Source organism: Thermosulfurimonas sp., assembly GCF_015491435.1.
Classification (GTDB): Bacteria; Desulfobacterota; Thermodesulfobacteria; order Thermodesulfobacteriales; family Thermodesulfobacteriaceae; genus Thermosulfurimonas_A.
In genome coordinates this window covers 1-19,551 of record NZ_WFVX01000167.1, presented here as the reverse complement: position 1 = coordinate 19,551, position 19,551 = coordinate 1, and the positions used below count along the sequence as shown (strand labels likewise).

At 61.5% G+C, this 19,551-nt stretch carries 17 protein-coding genes; 5 read left to right on the top strand and 12 right to left on the bottom strand.

The features are described 5' to 3' along the window. A partial coding sequence (locus tag F8J34_RS07610; protein ID WP_297057909.1) for a class II D-tagatose-bisphosphate aldolase, non-catalytic subunit occupies positions 1 to 598 on the bottom strand: 598 nt, incomplete at its 3' end. A 113-nt stretch (positions 599 to 711) separates the two neighbouring features. On the opposite strand from F8J34_RS07610, the gene F8J34_RS07605 reads away from it, so the two are divergent. After that, complete coding sequence (locus F8J34_RS07605; protein ID WP_297057906.1) at positions 712 to 2,637, top strand: bacteriohemerythrin; 1,926 nt, start codon at positions 712 to 714, stop codon at positions 2,635 to 2,637. Here the strand turns inward: F8J34_RS07605 and F8J34_RS07600 are convergent. Genes F8J34_RS07600 through F8J34_RS07580 form a run of 5 tightly spaced genes read right to left on the bottom strand, consistent with a single transcriptional unit; the run spans position 2,630 to position 7,370 of the window. Then, positions 2,630 to 3,010 carry an exonuclease SbcCD subunit D C-terminal domain-containing protein gene (locus F8J34_RS07600; RefSeq protein ID WP_297057904.1) on the bottom strand — a complete coding sequence of 127 codons (381 nt, stop codon included), beginning with the start codon at positions 3,008 to 3,010 and terminating at the stop codon, positions 2,630 to 2,632. The genes F8J34_RS07605 and F8J34_RS07600 overlap by 8 nt on opposite strands. Positions 3,011 to 3,052: 42 nt before the next feature. Next, the gene (gene sbcD / locus F8J34_RS07595) at positions 3,053 to 3,745 is read right to left on the bottom strand and encodes an exonuclease subunit SbcD (protein ID WP_297057901.1); all 693 of its coding nucleotides are present in this window, start codon (positions 3,743 to 3,745) and stop codon (positions 3,053 to 3,055) included. After that, complete coding sequence (argH, locus tag F8J34_RS07590; protein WP_297057899.1) at positions 3,736 to 5,133, bottom strand: argininosuccinate lyase; 1,398 nt, start codon at positions 5,131 to 5,133, stop codon at positions 3,736 to 3,738. The genes sbcD and argH overlap by 10 nt, the downstream gene beginning before the upstream one ends. Continuing rightward, positions 5,121 to 6,419 (bottom strand): dihydroorotase, encoded by a 1,299-nt coding sequence (locus F8J34_RS07585; RefSeq protein ID WP_297057896.1) that lies wholly within the window; start codon positions 6,417 to 6,419, stop codon positions 5,121 to 5,123. Before F8J34_RS07585 ends, argH begins: the two co-directional genes overlap by 13 nt. A gap of 15 nt (positions 6,420 to 6,434) precedes the next feature. Then, positions 6,435 to 7,370, bottom strand: coding sequence for an aspartate carbamoyltransferase catalytic subunit (locus F8J34_RS07580; RefSeq protein ID WP_297057893.1), 936 nt, complete (start codon positions 7,368 to 7,370; stop codon positions 6,435 to 6,437). Positions 7,371 to 7,580: 210 nt separating this feature from the next. Here F8J34_RS07580 and dnaE point away from each other — a divergent pair, with 210 nt between their 5' ends. Beyond that, positions 7,581 to 11,087 carry a DNA polymerase III subunit alpha gene (gene dnaE / locus F8J34_RS07575; RefSeq protein WP_297057890.1) on the top strand — a complete coding sequence of 1,169 codons (3,507 nt, stop codon included), beginning with the start codon at positions 7,581 to 7,583 and terminating at the stop codon, positions 11,085 to 11,087. Between the two features lie 14 nt (positions 11,088 to 11,101). Here dnaE and glyS read toward each other — a convergent pair whose 3' ends face one another. Together glyS and F8J34_RS07565 are read right to left on the bottom strand one after the other, a co-directional pair. After that, positions 11,102 to 13,192, bottom strand: coding sequence for a glycine--tRNA ligase subunit beta (gene glyS, locus F8J34_RS07570; protein ID WP_297057887.1), 2,091 nt, complete (start codon positions 13,190 to 13,192; stop codon positions 11,102 to 11,104). 81 nt (positions 13,193 to 13,273) lie between these two features. After that, the gene (locus F8J34_RS07565; protein WP_297057885.1) at positions 13,274 to 14,116 is read right to left on the bottom strand and encodes a glycine--tRNA ligase subunit alpha; all 843 of its coding nucleotides are present in this window, start codon (positions 14,114 to 14,116) and stop codon (positions 13,274 to 13,276) included. Between the two features lie 140 nt (positions 14,117 to 14,256). Between F8J34_RS07565 and F8J34_RS07560 the strand changes: the two genes are divergently transcribed. The 3 genes from F8J34_RS07560 to F8J34_RS07550 are packed head-to-tail and all read left to right on the top strand — an operon-like array spanning position 14,257 to position 16,328. Further along, positions 14,257 to 15,039 (top strand): RNA methyltransferase, encoded by a 783-nt coding sequence (locus F8J34_RS07560; protein WP_297057883.1) that lies wholly within the window; start codon positions 14,257 to 14,259, stop codon positions 15,037 to 15,039. 41 nt (positions 15,040 to 15,080) lie between these two features. Then, the gene (locus tag F8J34_RS07555) at positions 15,081 to 15,518 is read left to right on the top strand and encodes a hypothetical protein (protein WP_297057882.1); all 438 of its coding nucleotides are present in this window, start codon (positions 15,081 to 15,083) and stop codon (positions 15,516 to 15,518) included. Between the two features lie 48 nt (positions 15,519 to 15,566). Next, positions 15,567 to 16,328 carry an MBL fold metallo-hydrolase gene (locus F8J34_RS07550; RefSeq protein ID WP_297057880.1) on the top strand — a complete coding sequence of 254 codons (762 nt, stop codon included), beginning with the start codon at positions 15,567 to 15,569 and terminating at the stop codon, positions 16,326 to 16,328. Here F8J34_RS07550 and hslU read toward each other — a convergent pair. From hslU to F8J34_RS07530, 4 genes are all read right to left on the bottom strand, one after another. Further along, the gene (gene hslU / locus F8J34_RS07545; protein ID WP_297057878.1) at positions 16,325 to 17,644 is read right to left on the bottom strand and encodes an ATP-dependent protease ATPase subunit HslU; all 1,320 of its coding nucleotides are present in this window, start codon (positions 17,642 to 17,644) and stop codon (positions 16,325 to 16,327) included. The two genes, F8J34_RS07550 and hslU, sit on opposite strands and share 4 nt — an antisense overlap. Then, positions 17,641 to 18,168: an ATP-dependent protease subunit HslV gene (gene hslV, locus F8J34_RS07540; protein ID WP_297057875.1), complete on the bottom strand. Its 528-nt coding sequence runs from the start codon at positions 18,166 to 18,168 to the stop codon at positions 17,641 to 17,643. Before hslV ends, hslU begins: the two co-directional genes overlap by 4 nt. Positions 18,169 to 18,172: 4 nt before the next feature. Further along, positions 18,173 to 19,084, bottom strand: coding sequence for a tyrosine recombinase XerC (gene xerC / locus F8J34_RS07535; protein ID WP_297057873.1), 912 nt, complete (start codon positions 19,082 to 19,084; stop codon positions 18,173 to 18,175). Beyond that, positions 19,077 to 19,551, bottom strand: a 475-nt coding sequence (locus tag F8J34_RS07530) for a response regulator (RefSeq protein WP_297057871.1), incomplete at its 5' end; no start/stop codon positions are given. The genes xerC and F8J34_RS07530, both read right to left, overlap by 8 nt.

Below are 19,551 nucleotides of genomic sequence, written 5' to 3'. Positions count from 1 at the left end.
GTTCCAGGGAGCGCACATAGGTGGCCAGTTCCGCGGTAAGTTCGTAGTTGGGGCGTTGCTGTTCGGAAAGGGTCTCCTTGGAGAGATCCACCAGGGTGGAGGCATCAATATCCAGGTTATAGAAACCCGCCTCCAGGGCCTCCCGGATAAGCTGACGCAGGGCCTCTTTTTCGGTCTGGGGGCTGGCCTGATAGGCCTTGCGGTTGGCCTGAAAATGGTCGCCCTGCAGGAAGACCGGCCCGGGGAATTCCTCCCGCACCGCCGCGGCCAGCACCACCGCCGCGTATTCCAGGGGACGCTGCCGGGTATAGCCCATCTCCGAACGGGCAATCTCCACCAGCACCGCCCCCACCGAGAGCCTCCGGGCCACCCGGAAAAGGGCCCGGGCCACATCGTAGGTCATTCCCCGAATATTGATGGCCGGAACGGTAAATCCCCGAAACTCCCGGGCGATCTCCCGATAGAGGGGATAGATGGAAGCCAGTCGTCCCCCCAGGGCCTGGGCCTTCTCCCGCACCTCCCGGAGACGGGCTTCCTTTTCCTCCCCTTCGGAAAACACGGCCTCATAAACCATGGTATCCAGCTGGCTCCTTTCCATGGAAACCTCCTTCCCCCTTTCACCCGGAGCCCTGCGGCTCCTGTAAAAGAGTCTATTTTTAGGTATTATTATTAAACCATACTCGTCTCCAAAAACCAAATCAGGAGGACAAGATGAAAGAGCGGTGGAACGTTCTTCTGCTGGGACTCATGGTCCTGGGGGCCCTGATCCCCGCCCTGGGAGTGGTGGGAAGCCCCTGGGTCTTCCTCTTTCCGGCCCTGGTGCTCTTCCTGGCCGGGGTCCTTTTCTTCCGAACCAGAAGGAGCCATAAGGCCTCCGGTGAGATCCTGGCCGTACTGGACGACTTTCTGCATCTGCAATTCCAGAAAGGGGTTTGCGAAAGGGAAACCGGCCTCACCGACCCCACCCTGAAGAAGGCCATGAACTTTGCAGCCCTGGTAGCCGGATATTTCTCCACCGTCCAGCAGCAGGCCCGGGTCCTCAATGAAATCAAGGACTTCCTGGAGGAATCAACGCAAAAAATGGTGGATTTCTATGAGAAATCCGACTATCTGGCCCTGGATCTCTATCATTCCTCCGAGCAGGCCGCCAGAGACGTGGAGGTCCTCTCCCGGGCCCTCACCGATCTGAACACCGCCGCCGGGGAGATCGCCTCCAACATCACCCAGACCGCCCAGAAGACCTCCGAGGCCCGGGAACTGGCCATGCAGGCCAAGGAAACCATAGAAACCCTCCTGGCCAGCACCGATCGGATCGGATCCGTGGCCCAGGTGATCAACGAGATCGCCGACCAGACCAATCTCCTGGCCCTAAACGCCACCATCGAGGCGGCCCGGGCCGGGGAAGCCGGAAAGGGTTTCGCCGTGGTGGCCAACGAGGTCAAGGAACTGGCCCGTCAGACCGCCGAGGCCACCAAGGAAATCGGCAAGATCATCCAGGAGATCCAGCAGGAAACCCATAAGGCCGTCTCCGCGGTGGAAAACATCACCCAGGGTGTCCTGGAGATCGACAACATGACCTCCACCATCGCCGCAGCCAGCGAGGAACAGACCGCCACCATCGGGGACATCACCCAGAACATCGAAAACGTCCAGGAGGTGGTGCGGAAGACCTACGAGGGCTCCCAGGCCCTGATGCGGCATACCAAGGAGTTCGCCGAGATGCGCTCCCTGATGGAGGCCTTCCAGCTATCCATGGAAAGCGTGGCCCTGGAAAATAATATGCTCTTTCACGGCTTCTCCGTGGATCATCGTTTCTTCGCTCAGCTCAAGGATTGCATGGAACCCTTCTGCCGGGTGGAACTGGTACTCCTGCGCCACTATCAGTGGATGAACGAGGTCCTGAACGGGCTGGTGCTGGGGAAACCCCCGGAGGTGGAGATCGATCCCGAACGCTGCGCCCTGGGGACCTTCCTCCGGGAATACCGTCAATTCTCACCGCAGGAGGAAGGCCTGATCCAGGAAATCCGGCCGGTACACGAGGAATTCCACCGCAGCGCCGAAGAGATCCAGCATTATCTGACCCAGGGCAACCGCAGCGGGGCCCTGGAGGTCTTTCGCAAGAAGACCCTGCCCCGTTTCATCAAGTTAAGCGAACTTTTCGGGCGCTGGCTCTCCCTCCTCAGCAACCGCCAGATGGCGACCCTGGAACTCGAGAGCCGGGAAGAGGAGGAGGTCTTCATGGCCTTCGGGCCGGAACTGGAAACCGGCATCCAAGAAATAGACCAGCAACACCGCAAACTGGTGAACCTGGTCAACCGTCTCTATCGGGCGGTCAAGGCCGGAGAGGGGCAGCAGGTCCTGGGAGAGATCCTGCAGGAACTGGTAGCCTACACCGACTATCACTTCAAGACCGAGGAATATTACTTCGACCGTTATCAGTATCCCGAGGGAGAGATCCACAAGGAGATCCATCGCAAACTCACGGCCAAGGTGCTGGATTTCAAGGAAAAATTCGAAAAGGGCGAGGCCACCCTCTCCTACGATCTCCTGAACTTCCTCAAGGACTGGCTGGTCAACCACATCGGAAAGACGGATCGAAAATACGGCCCCTTCCTCCGTGAAAAGGGGGTTAAGTAGAAGCGAGCCGGCTCAGGGCTTCCCGCAGAAGGCCCTCCTCCTCGGTGGTGGGGGGCCTTCCCTCTATCTCCTGAAGGAAAAGCCGGAAGAGCCGCAGGGGATCGTGGAGATCCCCTTTTTCGATCCGGCGGATCTCCCCGGTAAGTCCCCGGAGGGCCGGAGTCTCCAGGGCCAGAAGCCCGGGAAAAACCTTCTTCAATCGCTCAAAGGCCTGGGGGATTGGGGTTTCGTCCTCCAGGATCACCTTTACGTATCCGGGGTATCCAGGCCCCCGCAGGAGCTCGGCAAAGGTGCCGCGCAGGACCCTGAGCTCCCAGGAGGAAAGGGAAATGAATTCCCGGGATAACCCTCCCTCCCCGGAAAACTCAAACATCCACACCCCCCGGGGAATCACCTTCTCGCTGAAGGACAGGGGCTAGGGGGAACCGGCATAGAAGATGTTCGGCGCCGGTTGCTGGGGCCGATGGAGATGCCCCAGAAGCACCAGATCCAGGGAGGCGAAGATCTCCGCCGGAAGGGCCTCCTCACCTCCCACCCAGAGTTCCTCCCCGGTTTCTTCCCTCTCTCCACCCTCCACCAGGATATGAGCCACCAGGATCCGGCGTTCCTTACCGGAGGGGATCCCCTGAAGTAAAATCCGCCAGAGATCCCCGAAACCCCCGGAGAACTCCGCGGGCAGAAGCCCGCGGGACTCCAGCACCTCCCGCAGCACCAGGGGAGGAAGATGGGGGACCCCGTAAACCCGGATATCTCCCAGGTCCAGAGGAGAAAAAAGAAGATCCTCACCGGTAACCAGGTGGATGCCCAGGCGGGAGAGGAGGTCGCGTCCGAAGGCCAGGCGTTCACGACTGTCGTGGTTTCCGGGAAGGAGCAGGACCCGGATGCCCTCGGCATGGAGCCGGGTCAGGATCTCGCTCAGGAGCTGCACCGCCTCGGCCGGAGGAACGGAACGATCGAAGACATCCCCGGCCACCACCAGGAGATCCGGCCGCAGGTCCCGGAGAAGCGGGCAGAATTCGGTCTCAAAGAACCGGGCCTGCTCCGCGGTGAGATGCACCCCGTAGAGGAGTTTTCCCAGATGCCAGTCCGCGGTGTGGACTATTCGCACCGTTCCTCTTCCAGTTCCCGGCGGGCGGTCTCCAGGGCCTCCCTTACCCGCTCCGGAGAGGTGCCGCCCAGGGTGCGCCTCCGGGCCACCGACCCCTCCACGGTAAGCCAGGCATAGACCTCCTGGTCTATCCTTTCACACAGGCGCTGCATTTCGGAGAGAGGAAGTTCCCAGAGTTTGAGCCCTTTTTCCTCGGCCCGGGCCACAATCCTTCCGGCCAGATGATGGGCCTCGCGAAAGGGGACCCCCTTTAACACCAGATAATCGGCCAGATCCGTGGCCGTGGTGTATCCCTCCTCAGCCATGGCCCGCATCCGTTCGGCCCGGGGACGAAGGCCCTCCACCATGAGGGCCGCCAGAGCCAGCGAGGCCCGAAGGGTGTCCACGGTGTCAAAGACCGGTTCCTTGTCCTCCTGCAGGTCGCGATTATAGGTGAGGGGAAGCCCTTTCATCACCGTAAGAAGGGCCATAAGGTGGCCGTAAACCCTGCCGGTCTTGCCCCGGATGAGTTCAGCCACATCCGGGTTCTTCTTCTGGGGCATGATGGAGGAGCCGGTGCACAGGGCATCGGGAAGATCGATGAACCCGAATTCCGGACTCATCCACAGGATGATCTCCTCGCTGAGACGAGAGAGATGCATCATGGTAAGGGCCGAGGCGAAGAGGAACTCCAGGGCGAAGTCCCGGTCCGAAACCGCATCCATGGAGTTGCGCGCGGGTTCGCGGAACCCCAGGAGCCGGGCCGCCAGATCGCGGTCCAGAGGGTAAGGGGTTCCGGCCAGGGCCGCCGCCCCCAGCGGACACACCTCCAGCCGGCGCCGAAGATCCCGAAAACGTTCCGTATCCCGCCGGAACATCTCGTAATAGGCCAGAAGATGATGGGAAAGAAGCACCGGCTGGGCGTGCTGCAGATGGGTAAACCCCGGAAGGATAAGCCCGAAGACCTCCTCGGCCTTGTTTACCAGGGCCTGCCGCAGGGCCAGCAATTCCCGCCGGATCTCCCCGGTCTCGGCCAGGAGGTAAAGCCGGAAATCCGTGGCCACCTGGTCGTTACGGCTGCGTCCGGTGTGAAGCTTTCCGGCCAGCGGCCCCACCTTCTCCCGCAGGGCCATCTCCAGGTTCATGTGTACGTCTTCCAGCTCCCTCCGGAAGACGAATTTCCCGCTCCGGATCTCCTCTTCGATCTCGCGCAGCCCCTGGGAAAGGGTCCGGGCCTCCTCCGGGCTGAGGAGCCCGGCCTCGCGGAGGACCTCCACGTGGGCCAGGTTGACCCGGATATCGTAAAGGGCCAGTCGTTGATCGAAGGAAACCGATTCCGTAAACTTCTCCACCAGTGCGTGGGTGGCCTCCCGGAAACGGCCTCCCCAGGGTTTCTTCACTCCGGCCATACGATTCGTCCTCCCACCACGGTAAGCACCGCCCGTCCGCGCATCTCCCAGCCCAGAAAAGGAGTGTTCTTGCTCTTGGAATGCAACTCTTCCTCGGTGACCACCCAGACCCGATCCGGATCGATGAGGGTGAGGTCGGCCGGGGAACCGGGCTTAAGGGTGCCTCCGGGGACCCCCAGGATACGGGCCGGATTGGTGGAGAGGAGCTCGGCCATGCGCAGAGGGGTAAGAACCCCCTCCCGCACCAGATTCAGGGTAAGGGGCACGGCGGTTTCCAGACCGACCATCCCGAAGGCCGCAGCCGGAAACTCCACTTCTTTTTCCAGGGGGCTGTGCGGGGCATGGTCCGTGGCGATGACCTGGATAAGCCCCTCGGACAGGGCCTGGCGGATGGCCAGGCGGTCGTCCTCGCTCCGGAGCGGCGGATTCACCTTGGCCAGGGTATTGTAGTCCAGGACCGCCTCTTCGGTAAGGGTGAAGTAATGGGGAGCGGTTTCCGCGGTAACCGGGAACCCGCTTTCCCGGGCCCGGCGCAGGATCTCCACCGCAGCCGCGGTGGAGACATGGGCGATATGTACGGGATAACCCACCAGGGCCGCCAGGGCTACCTCCCGAAAGACGGCCACCGCCTCGGCCTCAGCCGGGATACCCTTCACCCCGAGCCGGGCCGAGACCGGCCCCTCGTTTACCTGGCCTCCGGCGGAAAGCCCCGGATCCTCGGCATGGGAAATTACGGTGAGATCGAAGCTTCGGGCGTACTCCAGGGCCAGGCGCATGAGCCCGGAATCAGCCACCGGACGCCCATCGTCGGAGACCGCCACCGCCCCGGCCTCGCGAAGCTCCCCGAAGGGCGCAAGTTCCCTCCCTTCCTGGCCTTTGGAAATACAGGCTACCGGATAGACCCTGGCCCGACCCACCTTCCGGGCCCGATCCAGGATATACCGGGTCACCTCCGGGGAGTCGTTCGGGGGACGGGTATTGGGCATACAGGCCACCGCGGTAAACCCTCCGGCCACCGCGGCCCGCAAACCGCTTTCCAGATCCTCCTTCCATTCCTCACCGGGTTCCCGCAGATGGACGTGCATATCCACCAGCCCGGGAAGGAGCCAGCATCCCCGGGCCTCAATCACCCGCACCCCCTCCTCCACCGGGATCTCCCGGTCCAGGGCGGCGATGCGCCCCTCCTCTACCAGGAGATCCCCCTCCTGGTCCAGCCCCTGGGAGGGATCCAGGATCCGGGCTCCGCGAATAAGGAATCGCTCCGTGCTCAGAGGCCCTTCCTCCATGGTCTTTTCCCTCGCTCAGGCCTCACCGGCCTTGAGAAGCAGTAACAGCAGGGCCATCCTTACCGCCACCCCGTTTTCCACCTGTTCCAGGATAACCTGCCCGGGAAAATCCTCCAGTTCCGGGGCCAGTTCGATCCCCCAGTTGATGGGTCCGGGATGCATAAGCAGGGCGCCTTCTGCGGCCCGGGCCAGGACCCTGCGGTTCAACCCGAAAAAACGGGCATACTCGTGCCAGCTCGGGAAAAGCGGACGTCCGTGGCGTTCCTTCTGCACCCGCAGGGCCATCACCACCCCGGCCCCCTCCACGGCCTCCTCCACCCGCAAACACACCCTGGCCCCCAGGGCCTCCCGCTCCGGGGGAAGAAGCGTCCCCGGGCCGGAAACATATACCTCGGCCCCCATCTTCCGGAAGATGAGGATGTCGGAATGGGCCACCCGGCTGTGTCGAATGTCTCCGATAATGGCCACCTTGAGCCCCCGGAGATCCGGCCCTTTCCTTTCCCAGACCGTGAGAAGATCCAGCAGGGCCTGGGTGGGATGTTCGTGAAAACCGTCCCCGGCGTTGATCACCGGGATCCTTACGTGTCGGGCCACGAAATGCGGCGCCCCGGAGGCCGGATGACGAATCACGAAAAGATCCGGCCCCATGGCCATGAGGTTGCGCACCGTGTCCAGCAGGTTCTCCCCCTTCTCCAGACTGCTGCCGCGGGCCGAAAAATTCAGCACCTCCGCCGAAAGCACCTTGGCCGCCCGTTCGAAGGAAAGACGGGTGCGGGTGCTGGGTTCAAAAAAAAGATTGGCCACCACCTTGCCCCGCAGGGTGGGCACCTTGGGAATGGGACGCCGGAGAATCTCCTTAAGATTGGCCGCGGTACGAAGAATAACTTCGATGTCCTCCCGCGAAAGAGGCCCTATCTCCAGGAGGTGTCGATGGGGAAACTCTATACCCATGAGCTTATATCCCTATTTAGCCGAAACCTCCGTACCGATCAACCCGAATTTTCCGGCCTGAATAGGGACAATATAGGACATTAAAGACGATTAAGTAAAAATATCCGCCTTTTGTAGCCTCAAAACCCCGCTTTTGACTCCTAAAAAGAACAATTTCATCAGGGCCAAAAAATTTCGGGAAATGCCGGGGTTGGGTTTCGGGGCCGGACGATGAAGTCGGCAACGGAAAGGGTAAAATACGGACTCGAGGTAGCCGTGGCTGAATTCGTACACCTCCATCTGCATACCGAGTGGAGTCTTCTGGACGGGGCCCTGCGGGTGGAGGACGTGGCCCGTAAGGCCCTGGAATACAAGATGCCGGCCGTGGCCATAACCGACCACGGCAACCTCTTCGGGGTCATCCACTTCTACGAAAAGATGCGGGAGGCCGGGGTAAAACCCCTTATCGGCTGCGAGTTTTATGTGGCCCCGGGCTCCCGGTTCGAAAAGAAGGCCAAAAGCGCCCACGAGGCCGGCTACCACCTGGTGCTGCTGGCGGAAAACGAGACCGGTTATCGACATCTGTGTCGGCTGGCCACCCTGGCCCATTTCGAGGGATTTTACTGGAAACCCCGTATCGACAAGGAGCTGCTCCAAAAATACAACGAAGGGCTCATCGCCCTTTCGGCCTGTCTGCACGGGGAAATACCCGCGGCCATCCTCTCCGGCGACCGGGATCGGGCCCTGCAGCTCATCCGAACCTACAGTCGGCTCTTTCCCGGGCGTTTCTATCTGGAGATCCAGGAAAACGGGCTTCCCGAACAGAGGAAGGTCAATGAGGTGCTGATGGAGATGGCCGAACACCTGGGGCTCCCGGTGGTGGCCACCAACGACTGCCATTTCCTGTCCCCGGAGGATGCCTTCGTCCATGAGGTCCTGCTGTGTATCCAGACCGGGAAAACCCTGGACGATCCCAATCGATTCCGGTTCGAGACCGATCAGGTCTATCTGGCCTCCCCGGAGGAGATGTCCCGCCGCTTCCGGGATTATCCTCCGGAGGTCCTCACCAACACGCTGGCCATTGCCGAAAGAATCAACCTGGACCTCCGCCTGGGGGAACCCCGGTTCCCGGTCTATCCCCTTCCGCCGGGCAAAAGCTACGAGGAGGTCTTTGAGGAGAAGGCCCGGCAGGGTTTTGAGAGGCGTCTGGCCGAGCTGAAGAGCGGACCGGGGCTGGCGGCTCCGGAGAGCGAGTACCGGGAACGTCTGGACTACGAGATCGAGGTCATCAAGAAGAAGGGCTTTGCCAGTTATTTCCTTATCGTGGCCGATTTCATCGAATGGGCCCGCAGCCGGGGTATTCCGGTGGGGCCGGGGCGGGGATCGGCCGCCGGAAGCCTGGTGGCCTACGCCATGGGGATCACCAACCTGGACCCCATCCGGTACGGCCTCCTCTTTGAAAGGTTCCTCAATGTGGAACGCGAAAGCCTCCCGGATATCGATGTGGATTTCTGCATGGAGCGCCGGGACGAGGTGATCGAATACGTGCGCAACCGGTACGGAGGAGCGGAGTACGTGGCCCAGATCGCCACCTTCGGGCAGCTCAAGGCCCGGGCGGTGGTACGAGACGTAGGGCGGGCCCTGGGATTCAAACCCAAGGAGATCGATCCCCTGGCCAAACTCATCCCCGAAGGCCCCAACGTGAGTCTGGAAAAGGCCCTGGCTGCCGAACCCCGTCTCCGGGAACTGGCCGAAAAAAACGAACGGGTGGGCCAGCTCTTCGCCATTGCCCGGGTCCTGGAAGGGCTCCCCCGGCATTCCTCCACCCATGCCGCCGGGGTGGTCATCGCCGACCGGCCCCTTACCGAATATCTGCCCCTGATGAAGGGAGATAAGGGGGAAATCATCACCCAGTTCGACATGAAGGCCGTGGAAAAGATCGGCCTCATCAAGTTCGATTTCCTGGGGCTCAAAACCCTTACCATCCTGGATCGGGCGGTAAAGCTGGTACGGGAGTACCACGGGGAGGAGGTGGATCTGAACCGCATCCCTCTCGACGACCCCCAGACCTTCGAGCTTCTGCGGCGCGGAGAAACCGACGCCGTGTTCCAACTGGAATCCCCGGGCATGAAGGACCTCCTGCGGCGGCTTCAGCCCACCACTTTCAACGACCTCATCGCGGTGCTGGCCCTTTATCGGCCCGGTCCCATCGAGTCCGGCATGGTGGATCAGTACGTGGAGGTCAAACACGGACGCCGCAAACCCGACTATCTCCACCCCAAACTGGAACCCATCCTGCGCGAAACCTACGGGGTAATCCTCTATCAGGAACAGGTGATGAAGATCGCCCAGGAACTGGCCGGCTATACCCTGGGCGAGGCCGATATCCTGCGCAAGGCCATGGGCAAAAAGATCCCGGAGGTCATGGCCGAACAGCGCCAACGTTTCGTCTCCGGAGCGGTGGAACGGGGCATCGACCGCAAACTGGCCGAACACATCTTCGACCTCATGGAAAAGTTTGCGGGTTACGGTTTTAACAAGAGTCATTCCGCGGCTTATGCCCTGGTGGCCTATCAAACCGCTTATCTCAAGGCCCATTATCCTCTGTGTTACATGGCTGCGGTGCTTTCCTACGAGGCCGGTCGGGCCGAGGAGGTGATGAAATACGTAGCGGTGTGCCGGCGCATGGGGATCGAGGTCTATCCCCCGGACATCAACGCCAGCCGGGTGGAATTCGCCCTGGAGGGAAAGGGTATCCGCTACGGTCTGGCGGCGGTAAAGAACGTGGGGCAGGCCGCGGTGGAGGAAATCGTAAACGAACGCGAACGGGGCGGGCCCTTCCGGTCCTTCGAGGATTTCTGTCTGCGGATGGACCCGGGCAAGATCAACCGCCGGGTGCTGGAGGCCCTGATCAAGGCCGGGGCCTTCGATAGCCTGGAACCCAATCGGGCCTTCCTCTTTCACAACCTGGAGGCGGTGATGGATTGGGCCCACCGGGAACGCGAAGCCCGCAGCCGGGGGCAGATCTCCATCTTTGAGACCGCCGCTCCGGAGGCCCGTCCGGTCTCCGGCCCCTCCCTGCGCGAAATGCCGGACTGGCGTCCGGAGGAAAAACTCTTCCACGAACGGGAAGCCCTAGGCTTCTACCTCACCGGGCACCCTCTCTCGGTGTGGCGGGAATGGCTCTCCGCGGTGACCCCTTACACGGTCTCCAATCTGGCGCAGGCGCCGGAGGGGCGAAAGATCTATCTGGGGGCGGCCCTGGGAACGATCAAGCTCCGTACCACCCGCCGGGGCGAACGAATGGCCCTGGTCCAGCTGGAGGACGGGGAATCCGTGGTGGAGGCGGTGGTCTTTCCCGAGGCCTACCGACGGGCCGCGGAGATACTGGAGGAGGGACGCCTGGTCCTGGTCCGGGGCACGGTGGAAAAGGAGGAGGGAGGGGTGCGCCTCCTGGCCGAAGATATCCGTCCCCTGGACGAAGCCCCCAAGCTTCTCAAGGGGCGGGTCCTCCTGCGGCTGCGGGCCGAAGGGCTTCCGGCCCGCGATTTTCAGGCCCTGCGCGAACTTCTATCCTCCAGCCCGGGAAGCTGCGAGGTCCACCTGGAGCTGATCTTTCCGGAAGGTGAGGTCCGGGTGGATCTCAACGGGAGCCTGCGCATCGCCCTCCACCCGGAACTGATTCGCGAAACCCGCCGTTTCCTGGGAGACCGCCTCCTGGGCTTCCGGCTGGAATAGAACCAGGCCCCCCTTTAGCCGGTGTACTCCGAGAGATCGAGTTCCGAAAGATCGGCCACACGCAGGAAAAGTCGGGCCAGGGATTGAAGCAGGGCCAGACGGTTCTCCCTCAGGGCCTGATCCTCCACCATGACAAAGACCCGGTCGAAGAACCGGTCGATGGGTTCCTTAAGGGCGGTGAAGGCCCGCAGGGCCTCCTCATAACGCCGCTCGGAAAGCAGCGGCTCGACCTCCTCTTTCACCCGGAGATAGGCCTCCCAGAGGGTCTTTTCCTCGGGTTCCCCGAAGAGATCCTCCCGCACCTGGTACTCCCGCTCCAGCTTCTTCACCATATTCATGACCCGCTTGAAGGCCACGGCCAGGGCCGCAAAATCCGGACTTTCCCGCACCGCATGGAGGGCCGAGAGCCGGGCCAGGGCCTCGGTGGGGTCATCGGCCCCTACCCTGAGCACCGCACGAACCTCATCCTGGGGAAACCCCATGGCTACAAGCTCCCCCTCCAGCCGCCGCCGAACGAACCCCAGGATCTCCTCGAGCACCTCCTCCTTGTCCTCCCGGAAGAAACCCTGCCTTTCCAGGAGCCAGAGCACAAAGGTGAAAAGATCCCGCAGGGAAAGCTCCAGCCCATGGCGTAACACCGTGCGCAGGAGACCGTAGGCCGCCCTCCGCAGACCGTAGGGATCGGAGGCCCCGGTGGGCCTTTCCCCCACGGCGAAAAACGCTCCCACGGTATCGGCCTTATCCGCCACGGAGAGCACGATCCCCACCGGGGTCTCGGCCACCCGTTCCTCGGCCCCCCGGGGAAGATACTGTTCCAGAAGGGCTTCCGCCACCTCCGGGGATTCCCCGTCCTTCAGGGCGTAAATACGCCCCATCTCTCCCTGAAGGGTGGGGAACTCCCCCACCACCTCGGTAACCAGATCGGCCTTGGAGAGTTCCGCGGCGCGCTGGGCCAGTTCCTTCTTTTCCGGGAACCAGAGCCCGGCCAGATACCCGCAAAGGGACCGCAATCTCTCGGTCTTGTCCGCCAGGGTCCCCAGCCGGGTATGATAGACCACCCCCGAAAGCTCCTGCACTCTTTCGGCCAGAGGGACCTCCAGATCCCGCTGCCAGTAAAACCGGGCATCCTCCAGCCGGGCCCTCAGCACCCGCTCGTGTCCTTCGCGAAGGATCTCCGGACGACGCGGCCGATTATTGTTCACCGCCACGAACACCGGAAGCAAACGCCCCTCGGCATCCCGCACCGCGAAATAACGCTGATGTTCCCGCATGGCGGTGACAATAAGGGCCTCGGGAAGTTCCAGATACTCCCGCGGAAATCTACCGGCCAGAGCAAAGGGATACTCCACCAGGTGCGCGTTTTCGCGTAACAGATCCTCGTCCTCCTCCGGGAACCCTCCGGCCTCCCGGGCGGCCTTAAGGACCTCCTCCCGGGTGCGGGAAACCCTCTCCTCGGGATCCACCAGCACATAGGCCCGGTGAAGGATATCCCGGTATGCGCGGGGATGCCCTATCTCCAGGGGCTGCGGGGCCAGGAAACGATGCCCCCGGGTGAGGCGACCGGCCTTAACCCCGGCCACCTCCAGAGGAATGGCTTCCTCGCCGTAGAGGACCACCAGCCAACGGATGGGACGGGCAAAGACGAAATCCTGATCCCCCCAGCGCATACGCTTGGGAAAGGGCAGCCGTTTGAGGAGTTCGGTGAGGATTTCCGGGAGGATCTCCCGGGTGGCCCGTCCGGGAATTCTCCTTTCCACGAAGAGGTATTCCCCCCGCGGGGTCTTTTTGACCCGAATCTCGGAAAGATCCACCCCCTGTTTGCGGGCAAACCCCAGGGCTGCGGGAGTGGGTTTGCCCTCCGGATCGAAGGCTATCCGCCGGGGAGGTCCCTGGATCTCCTCCACCCGGTCGGGCTGGCGTTCGGAAAGCCCGGCCACCAGGAGCGCAAGCCGGCGCGGGGTACCCAGGGTCCGGATCTCCTCAAAGGCAAGGTCGGCCTCGCGAAAAGCCCTCTCCGCCTCCTCGGCCAGGGACCGGAGTGCCGGTTCGATGAAACGCGCCGGAAGTTCCTCGCAACCCACCTCAAAAAGGAGATCCCTCGCCATTCCCTCCTCCCCTAGGCCGCTTTCTTCAAGCATCGGTCTTCCCTTTTCATCCCGCGGCACACTCCTTATCCGGAATAGAGTTCACCTCTGTTGCCTGAGCCAGGCCTCGGCACTGCGCTTGGCCAGCGCCCGGACCCGGGCGATGTAGGTGGTGCGCTCGGCCACGGAAATGGCCCCCCGGGCATCGAGCAGATTGAAGATATGGGAACACTTGATGGTACAGTCGTACCCCGGAAGGGCCAGCCCCAGTTCCAGAAGACGCAACCCCTCCCTCTCGTAACGGTCGAAGAGTTCCCGCAGCATGGCGGTATCGGCTTCCTCAAAGTTATAGATGGAATATTCCACCTCGGACCGGTGGTAAAGGTCCCCGTAGGTGAAACGTTCGTTCCAGCGCAGATCAAAGACATTGTCCACCTTCTGCAGGAACATGGCCAGGCGCTCCAGACCGTAGGTGATCTCCACCGTTACCGGACGGCACTCGAACCCTCCCACCTGCTGGAAATAGGTAAACTGGGTGATCTCCATCCCGTCGAGCCAGACCTCCCAGCCGAGCCCCCAGGCCCCCAGGGTGGGACTTTCCCAGTCGTCCTCCACGAAACGGATATCGTGGTCCGCGGGATCTATACCCAGGGCGGAAAGGCTCTCCAGATAGATCTCCTGGATATCCTCCGGGGAGGGCTTGATCACCACCTGATACTGGAAATAATGCTGAAGGCGATTGGGGTTTTCCCCGTAGCGGCCGTCGGTGGGCCTGCGACAGGGTTCGGGATAGGCTGCGGCCCAGGGCTCCGGCCCCAGGGCCCGGAGAAAGGTGGCCCAGTGAAAGGTGCCGGCCCCTACCTCCATGTCGTAGGGTTGAAGGACCAGACACCCCTTCTCCGCCCAGAAGGCATTGAGCCTGGCGATCAGATCCTGAAAGTACATCCTCTTCCTCCGCGTTTTAACCGAGAACCCTACTATTTTCCATGTTTTTGGAAATTTCTCAAGTTCTCTTCCGTCCCCCGGTCCCGAAAGAGAGGATCCACCCCTCGGAAATCCCGCCGGAGCTATTATAATCCTCGGTAATGCAGGTACGGATCAAGACCCGAAGGCTTAAGACCCGGCTGGAAAACCTGGCCGTGGTGCTGGTGGAGACCCTCTATCCGGAGAACATCGGTTCCGCGGCCCGGGCCTGTGCCAATTTCGGGGTCTCGCAGCTCATCCTGGTGCGCCCCCGGGATCTCCATCCCGAAAAGATGCGGGCCATGGCCACCAGAAGCGGACTTCCCATCCTGGAGGGGATGAAGATCTATGATGATCTGGTCTCCGCGCTCTCGGATTTCAACTATGTGGTGGGGACCACCGCCCGGCTGGGAAAACAGCGCAAGGTCCACGAGACCATCCGCGAGATCGTCCCTCGCCTGGTGGATCTATCCCAGGAGAACCGCATCGCCTTCCTTTTCGGAAACGAGAAATGGGGGCTCACCAACGAGGATCTCTATCACTGCCACACCGTGGTCACCATCCCCACCACCGAGGCGGCCAGCCTCAATGTGGCCCAGGCGGTGGTCATCGTACTCTATGAAATGTTCTGCGCCTCCGCGGAGGTGGAGCTTCCCAAACCCCGTCTGGCCACGGTAAAGGAACTGGAGATCATGTACGAGATCATCCGCGAGACCCTGAAGCGCATCGATTATATCCCCCACCAAAACGAGACCCTCTGGATGACCACGGTGAGACGCTTCCTCTCCCGCCTGGACCTCACCGCCCAGGAGGTAAGGGTCATCCAGGGTTTCTGCAAACAGCTCCTCTGGGCCCTGGAGAACCGGGGAAAAGCCCGGCCTCCGGCCGAGAAAACCCCTTCTTGACAGAAGGGGCCGCATTCTTTAGCCTCCCATAGGGGGCCAAAATGCGAAAAAAGGATTCCTGGCTCCGTCTCCATCTAAAAGTCTGGGGGCTCTCCGGAATCGCGGCGCTAGTCCTTTACGCAGGAGTATTCTTCATCCCATGGGGTACGCCCCTTTCCCGGGTGGGATGCGGAGCCTGGATGGTATTTGTGATCGCCCTGGCCTTCTTCCATCTCTATTCCGGAGAATCCCGCAAAGACAGCCCCCACACCACCTTTGAGAAGGCCCAGGTCCGAAGGGCCATTCTGGTGAGCTTCCTCTTCATCTTCTTTGCCCTCCTGGGAATCGGAGATAAAATCCAGCTCACCCCTAATACCCTTCTCGCCCGCCTCCTTTCCCATTTTGACCTTTACTTACTGGTGATTCTGGGCTTCTATTTCGGGGGCAAGGCCCTGCGGGAGGGCATCCAGGCCTGGAAGGACTCTTCGCGTACCCCCTGAGGCCGGATGATCCTGGAAAAAACCCCGAATCGGACCTAAATTCTAGGTATGGCCCGGATAAAGTTTCTGGGCACCGCCGGGGCCCGTTACGTGGTGGCCCGACAGCTCCGGGCCTCGGGAGGGGTTTATATAGAGGAAGCCGGAACCCGTCTCCTTCTGGATCCCGGCCCCGGAACCCTGGTCTATATGGCCCGCGAGAAACTCCGTCCGGAAAAACTTCACGGCCTCATCGTCACCCATGTCCACCTGGACCACTCCGCGGACCTCAATATCCTGGTGGATGCCATGACCGAAGGGGGCCTCAAACGGCGGGGAAAGGTCTTCCTGCCCCGGGAGGGCCTTTACGGAGAAAACGCCATCCTGCTCCCCTACCTGCGCCCCTATACCGAAGAGATCCAGATCCTGGTCCCTCAACAGGAATATCGTCTGGGGGATCTGGTCTTCCGCACCTCAGTGCGACATCATCATCCGGCCGAAACCTACGGAATCATCCTGGAACTTTCCGGAAAGAAGGTGGGGTTCGTGGTGGACACCCTCTATTTTCCAGGGCTGCTTGAAAGTTATCGCGGCTGTCAGATCCTGGTCCTCAACGTGGTGCGCTATAAACCCCATCCCTCGCCCCAGGTCCAGCATCTCTGTGTGGCCAATGTCAAGGAAATCCTGGAAAAACTGCGGCCGGAAAAGGCGGTGCTTACCCATTTCGGAATGACCATGATCCGGGCCAACCCCAAACAGGTGGCCCAGAAACTCTCCCGGGAGACCGGGGTGCCGGTTACCGCCGCCTGGGACGGTATGGAACTGGAAATTTAGAGGATAAACCGGGAAAGATCCAGGTCGGTGGCGATATCGGCCAGTTTTTCCCGCACATAGGCCCCGTTGATCACCACCCGGGTGGGAGCGATATCCGGAGCGCTAAAGGAAATCTCCTCCAGGAGCTTTTCCATGACCGTGTAAAGCCTGCGGGCCCCGATGTTCTCGGTGCGTTCGTTGACCTCGTAGGCGATCCGGGCGATCTCCCGAAGACCATCCTCGGTAAACTCCAGCTCCACCCCCTCGGTGGAAAGAAGGGCCTGATACTGCTTAACCAGCGCATTTTCCGGCTCGGTGAGGATGCGAACAAAGTCCTCCTGGGTCAGGGGCTTGAGCTCCACCCGGATGGGGAAACGCCCCTGCAACTCGGGGATGAGGTCCGAGGGTTTGGCCACGTGGAAGGCCCCGCTGGCAATGAAGAGAATATGATCGGTGCGCACCATCCCGTAGCGGGTGTTTACCGTGGTGCCCTCCACGATGGGGAGAAGATCCCGCTGGACCCCTTCCCGGGAGACATCCGGGCCATGGCCCTCGCCCCGGCTGGCGATCTTATCGATCTCATCGATGAAGATGATCCCGCTGGTTTCGGTCCGGTGGATGGCCTCCCGGGTGACCTTCTCCATATCGATGAGTTTTTCCGCCTCGGTCTTGGTAAGGATCTCCAGCGCCTCCCGGACTTTTACCCGACGGCGTTTCTGTTTGCGGGGAAAGAGGCTGCTCATCATCTCCCGCAATTGCTGTTCGATCTCCTCCAGGCCGGTGGCGGCAAATACCTCCACCATGGGAGCCGGGGGACGGGTCTCCACATCCAGTTCCACGTAGCGTTCATCCAGGACCCCGTCTCTGAGCATCCGCCGGAATTTTTCCCGGGTTTCGCTATCTCCCTCCGGACGCTGAGGGGTTACCGGGATCAGAAGATCCAGGAGCCTTTCCTCGGCCAGCTTCCGGGCCCTTTCCCGCACCCGTTCCTCTTCCTCGGCCCGAACCATCTGCACGGCGATATGGGTGAGATCCCGGACCATGGACTCCACGTCCCGCCCCACATAACCCACCTCGGTAAACTTGGTGGCCTCCACCTTCAGAAAAGGGGAACCGGAAAGCCGGGCCAGACGCCGGGCGATCTCGGTCTTCCCCACTCCGGTGGGACCGATCATGATGATGTTCTTGGGATAGATCTCGTCCCGGAGAGGAGGGGGCACCTGCTGCCGACGCCAGCGATTACGCAGGGCTATGGCCACGGCCTTCTTGGCCTCCTCCTGGCCTACAATATATTTGTCCAGTTCGGTGACGATTTCCCGGGGAGTAAGGTTCTTCATAGTTCCTCAACCGTGATGTTCTGATTAGTATAGACGCAGATCTCACCGGCGATACGCAGGGCCTCTTCGGCGATCTCCCGGGCGGAAAGGTCGGTATTCCGCAGAAGGGCCCGGGCCGCCGCCAGGGCCATAGGCCCTCCGGAACCAATGGCCAGGACCTCCTCGTCCGGCTCGATTACGTCTCCGGCCCCGGAGATAAGGAGCATGCTCTGCCGATCGCAGGCGATGAGCAGGGCCTCCAGTCGCCGGAGAAGCTTGTCCGTGCGCCAGTCCTTGGCCAGCTCCACCGCCGAACGCACCAGATGCCCGCTGTATAACTCCAGCTTCTTTTCCAGGCGCTCAAAAAGGGTCAGGGCATCGGCGGTGGAACCGGCGAAACCCACCAGCACCTGCCCTTTATAGAGCCGCCGTACCTTGCGGGCCCCGTGTTTGATGACCGTCTCGCCCAGAGTGACCTGTCCGTCCGCCGCCAGGACCACCTTCCCCTTGCGACGAACCGCCACTACCGTGGTTCCCTTAAACATACTGCTAATCCTTATCACACTGGGACCTTTTAGCAAGGGCCCGGGGATGGGCCTGATCATAGACCCGGGCCAGACGGGAAAAATCCAGATGGGTATAACGCTCGGTGGTGGTGAGACGACTGTGCCCCAGCAGTTCCTGAATACTTCGCAGATCTGCCCCGGACTCCAGGAGGTGCGTGGCAAAGGAATGCCGCAGGGCATGGGGATGGACCTGGGAAAGCCCCACCCTGCGGGCCTGAGCTTTTACCAGCCGCTGGAGACTCCGGGGGGAAAGAGGGCCGCCGCGGTGGTTGATCAGTAAATAATCGTGTTTCTGCCCCCGGGCCAGGAGCCAGGCCTCGCGCAGGGGAAGATAGGCCGCCAGGGCCTCCACCGCCTTGCGGGTCAGGGGCACCAGACGCTCTTTCCTCCCCTTGCCCCGAACCCGAAGCAGCCGGATCTCCAGATGGATCTGGGAAAGCCTCAAATCGCACAGCTCCGAGGCCCGAAGCCCCGAACCGTAAAGAAGCTCCAGGGCCACCCGATCCCGAAGGGACCAGAGATCTCGCCCCTGCTCCGCGCTCCGGAGCATGGCCAGGGCCTCGTCCACGGTGAGCACCCGGGGAAGATCCCGGGGCTGTTTAGGACTCGCCAGCGCCAGGAGACGGGTCTGGCGCAGATACCCCCGCCGGAGGAGAAAACGGTAAAAACTCTTCACCGCCGAAAGCTTGCGGGCCTGGGTGCGGGAGGAATTCCCCTTCCGCCGGAGATGAACCAGGAAACCCCGCAGGTCCAGAAGATCTACCTCCTCGAGAGGCTTCTGCACAAAGTCCAGAAAATCCCGCAGATCCCGCCGATAGGCCCGTACGGTATGCGGGGAGTAATCTTTTTCGGTGGCCAGATAATTCAGGAAACGTGAAAGATATTCCTCACTCATCCGCTGCCGCCTGTTTCAGGACTCGTTCCAGATCCCGCAGCCGAAAGGGTTTGGGAAGATAATAAAATTCTCCCAGTCCGGACAGGGCCTGACGGACTGTCTCCTCATTATAACCCGAAACGATCACCAGCTTGAGATCCGGGAAACGTTCCTTGATCTCCCGAATAAAACTCAGGATCTCCCCGCTGCGGGTTCGAATGTCGGAGACGAGCACCGCGGGTCTGAGTCCACCCTCCAGCCGCTGACGGGCCTCAAAGATCCCCCGGGCCAGATGCGGCCGATACCCCAGAAATTCCAGCATTTCGCGCAGGGTCTCCAGGAGATGGGGTTCCTCCTCCAGCACCAGGATCTCCGGCCCCGGAGCCGGGATCGGCCTTTTCTCTTCCGCCTCCACCAGGGGAAGATAGATCTTGAACACCGTCCCTCGCCCCAGGACACTGGAAACGGCGATATGACCTCCGTACTGT

What these genes read in the sequence shown, in the direction of transcription:
- F8J34_RS07605 (WP_297057906.1), top strand. Translation starts at nt 712, where the DNA reads ATGAAAGAGCGGTGGAACGTTCTTCTGCTGGGACTCATGGTCCTGGGG.
- F8J34_RS07600 (WP_297057904.1), bottom strand. Translation starts at nt 3,010, where the DNA reads ATGTTTGAGTTTTCCGGGGAGGGAGGGTTATCCCGGGAATTCATTTCC.
- argH (WP_297057899.1), bottom strand. Translation starts at nt 5,133, where the DNA reads ATGGCCGGAGTGAAGAAACCCTGGGGAGGCCGTTTCCGGGAGGCCACC.
- F8J34_RS07585 (WP_297057896.1), bottom strand. Translation starts at nt 6,419, where the DNA reads ATGGAGGAAGGGCCTCTGAGCACGGAGCGATTCCTTATTCGCGGAGCC.
- F8J34_RS07580 (WP_297057893.1), bottom strand. Translation starts at nt 7,370, where the DNA reads ATGGGTATAGAGTTTCCCCATCGACACCTCCTGGAGATAGGGCCTCTT.
- dnaE (WP_297057890.1), top strand. Translation starts at nt 7,581, where the DNA reads ATGAAGTCGGCAACGGAAAGGGTAAAATACGGACTCGAGGTAGCCGTG.
- glyS (WP_297057887.1), bottom strand. Translation starts at nt 13,192, where the DNA reads ATGGCGAGGGATCTCCTTTTTGAGGTGGGTTGCGAGGAACTTCCGGCG.
- F8J34_RS07565 (WP_297057885.1), bottom strand. Translation starts at nt 14,116, where the DNA reads ATGTACTTTCAGGATCTGATCGCCAGGCTCAATGCCTTCTGGGCGGAG.
- F8J34_RS07560 (WP_297057883.1), top strand. Translation starts at nt 14,257, where the DNA reads ATGCAGGTACGGATCAAGACCCGAAGGCTTAAGACCCGGCTGGAAAAC.
- F8J34_RS07555 (WP_297057882.1), top strand. Translation starts at nt 15,081, where the DNA reads ATGCGAAAAAAGGATTCCTGGCTCCGTCTCCATCTAAAAGTCTGGGGG.
- F8J34_RS07550 (WP_297057880.1), top strand. Translation starts at nt 15,567, where the DNA reads ATGGCCCGGATAAAGTTTCTGGGCACCGCCGGGGCCCGTTACGTGGTG.
- hslU (WP_297057878.1), bottom strand. Translation starts at nt 17,644, where the DNA reads ATGAAGAACCTTACTCCCCGGGAAATCGTCACCGAACTGGACAAATAT.
- hslV (WP_297057875.1), bottom strand. Translation starts at nt 18,168, where the DNA reads ATGTTTAAGGGAACCACGGTAGTGGCGGTTCGTCGCAAGGGGAAGGTG.
- xerC (WP_297057873.1), bottom strand. Translation starts at nt 19,084, where the DNA reads ATGAGTGAGGAATATCTTTCACGTTTCCTGAATTATCTGGCCACCGAA.